At 48.9% G+C, this 3,317-nt stretch carries 1 protein-coding gene; it reads left to right on the top strand.

Annotation, left to right across the window (positions count from 1 at the left end; translation table 11 throughout):
* A partial coding sequence (locus tag OSCI_RS02045) for a DUF3987 domain-containing protein (RefSeq protein WP_039961553.1) occupies positions 1-3,025 on the top strand: 3,025 nt, incomplete at its 5' end.
* Positions 3,026-3,317 lie beyond the last annotated feature (292 nt).

The following is a 3,317-nucleotide window of genomic DNA, read 5'->3' as shown; positions in this document are numbered from 1 at the left end:
AAACTCTAGCAACGGTAATGGCAATAGCAATAGCAGTCGCAACGGCAATGGTAGTAGCGACAACGACTACACCGTAAACTCTGGCAATGGCAGTAGCGACAACAGCTACGGCTACCCCGGAAACTCTGGCAACGGCTATGGCAACAACAACAACAATCAACCCCCACCCGAACCCGAATTCGACCTATACACCCAAGTCCATAACATCGTCACCAGCAACCTAGAACCTGGCCGACAACTAGCCGCCCTAGTCGAACTTGGAGCCGCAACCGGACACCCCCTCAGCGGCATCGAAAAAATTGCCAGAGAAATCGAACTCTCACTCAATCGGCAAAACACCGCCCCCGACGATGCCACCGAACTGTCCAAACTGCTCACTTACCGAGCCGAACACCTAGACATCCCATCCATATATCCCAAAGCCCTAGCCAGCGCCCTCCTCTCCAAAGCCGACTCAGATCGCATCGACCCCATCTACCTCATAACCTACCTGCTAAGCGCTTGCGGGGCCAAACTCGGCGGCAACATCGGCATAGTCGCCAAAAGTGGAGACACAACAGAAGACGACTGGGTAGAATTTCCCATATTTTGGACAATGAACGTCGCCCCCCCATCCAGCGGCAAAAGCCAAACCCAGCGCACCATCTTTAAACCCATCAAACGACAGCAAAAACTGGCACGAACCCAGTACAAACAAGCCAAACAGCACCTTAAACAGCTAGAAAACGCCTGGAAGCAAAAAAACCCCTCCGAGAAAGAAGCCCTCTTAAACAGTCCACAGAACCCCGCAGTCTATGAATCTCAAATGCCAGCACCTCCCGCCAAAGAGATGATTGAAGCCGGTTCTCCAGAAGGCGCATTCAAACGCATGAGCGAATTAGCGCCCCACTCCGGCTGCGCCCTCGTCTTTGACGAACTCGTCCGCGTCTTAAAAATGGATCAATATAAAGATGGCGGCGGCGACACCCGACAAATTCTCCTAGAAGCTTGGGGCGCACCCCTAGACAAAGAATTCGAGCGAGTGGACTCCGAGAACACAGTCATCCTCGAAGACATTGCCATCAGCTTAACTGGGGCAATTCAAACCCAGAAATTCAAAACCCTATGCAGCGACCCCGACGATGGGGACGGCTTAGCCAGCCGCTTCCTGATGGCAATCCCAAAAACACCCGACAACTTTGCCATTTGGTCTAATACAGTCGTTGGGCTTGATTCTATGCTAACTGGCGTTTACGAACACCTCAAAAACCTGCCCAATGCCTTGAAAGACATCCGCCGTAGCATCTCCCGCAGCAATGAAGCCACAATACGCCCATCCTGGGAAGCATCGAACCCACCCGTAATGCTGCACTTTGACTGCCATGCTGAAGAACGATGGCACCGCTGGTGGGAATCTATACGCCGCTACCAGCAAGCGTATGAAGTAGAGAACCCAGCTTTAAGCGCTTACTTGGGCAAAATGCTCAGTCAAACACTGCGCTTAGCGCTGCTGCTGCACTGTCTGGAACTCAAGTTTGAACCGAAAACAGACCCCCAGCGCGTGGGGCTCGACACTTTAGAACGGGCAATTGCCCAAGCTAAATTCCACATTGGTCAGTTTCGGGTGCTGATGTCCTCTACCCATGAAGGCGGTTCCCTCGCCGGCCGCCTGCTTCAAATCCACGAATACGCCTTACGGAAGCAGGGAGAAGTGTCTCCAGTGCAGGTACAAAATACCGTGTTCCGCCACGTCGCGCGCAAACCTACCTTAAGTCAAATCCGCTTGGACTTTAAAACTCTGGCGGACATGGGACACGCTGAACTTTGTGGAGAAGGGAAAAGCTTGCAGCTAAAAGCAGTGGCGGTTAAAAAATCTGATGTCGGAATTCCGACAAGTTTCCGATCGAATTCCGACAATTCACGATTTGCTGAAACAGCTACCAATCATAGCGCTCAGCGATATGGAAGTGAAAATTCCGACAATTCCGACAATTTTGAAAACGCGAGCAAAATTGAATTGGCGGGCAGTTTTGAATTCAACTCAGAACCCTTATTGGAAAACGCAGGCTGTGTTGAATTCGATTCAGAGAACTCATTGGAGGGCACAGGCAGTCTTAATAACCTGGACAATAACTTGCAACTCTCAGCGGAGTCAGCAAAAGAACTGGATGTTTCCCCAAATATGTCCTTAATCTCGGATGCTGGGGAAACAACTTCTCAGGTTGATATGGCAGAGGTGGATGTTGCTGACTTTAGCAATAGCCACGAACCCCTAAATCTGACTCCCAGCTTCCCCTCAACACCTGGTGGAAATATGGTGGACGTTGCCGACTTTAGCAATAGCCAGGAAACTACTACTTCTTTAAATTGTCGGAATAATCGGAATGAGGAAGGTGTAGAGGCTTCAAAGCTAGAGCTAGAGGGGATTTCAGCCAGCATTGAGGTGTCGGAATTTCAGTCGGAAGCGATCGGAAATTCCGATTCTTCCAAGCCTTACCCCCCGACATTGGAAGAACTCAAGGCTTTGATAGTGGCGTGTCAGTCTTTAACGGAACTCAAAACTTTGAATAAGCAGCATGGCATTACTAATGTCGGCAAAGCATATCAAGCCCTTAATCTTTTACAGCAAGCTCATATTGATAGCATTGCTGCGAATGCTGTCCCTCACAAGGTTTACAAATACTTAGGTCAACCTATTAAAGTAGGGCAGCAGTGGTTGAAGCAGGGGGCATTGGTGTATATTGACCCCCAAGCGGCAGCGAGGATGCGGCCTAGTGCTATGAATGCGTCGGTGTGGGACTTAAATGGAGTGCCGCGTGGTTGGAAAGAACCTGTAGAGGTGCTGTTGAGTGATTTGAAAGAGGTGGTTAAATTCAACTCGGAGGTAGTGCCATCTGTACTGCCTTTTCGGGAGAAGCAAGTTGTCGTACACAACAGTCGTAAGAAGCTAGTGCAAGCTATTTTGGGATGGTTTGCTGAAGTCCGCGATGTTGCTCAAAAAATTACTGAAATCGTTCACTTGAGCGAACTGCAATTGAGCACTTAAGGAGCTACAACCCATACAAATTAAGGGCTTCGTTGCTCAAATAGAAAGAGATAATGCCCTTAAGTTCCGACAGAATCTAATTTATTAGAATCCTGTCTAGCTCTTTGTCTAGCACCGATTTTCTAGCTCAACGATTTTCTAGCTCTTTGTCTAGCAACGATTTTAAATCTTACCTGCGCTTCATAAGCTGTTGCGCCGGAAAGTTTTGCACGTCCCAGCCCTGACTGCATATTGTTAATGCTCCCAAAATAACAATTTAGATGTGTGTTAGTTTAGAATTAGAAAAACTTGG

It is taken from the genome of Kamptonema sp. PCC 6506, assembly GCF_000180455.1.
In the GTDB taxonomy this organism is placed as follows: Bacteria; Cyanobacteriota; Cyanobacteriia; order Cyanobacteriales; family Microcoleaceae; genus Kamptonema; species Kamptonema formosum.
Note: the sequence above shows the minus strand (reverse complement) of the source record. Positions and strands in the feature narration are given on the sequence as shown.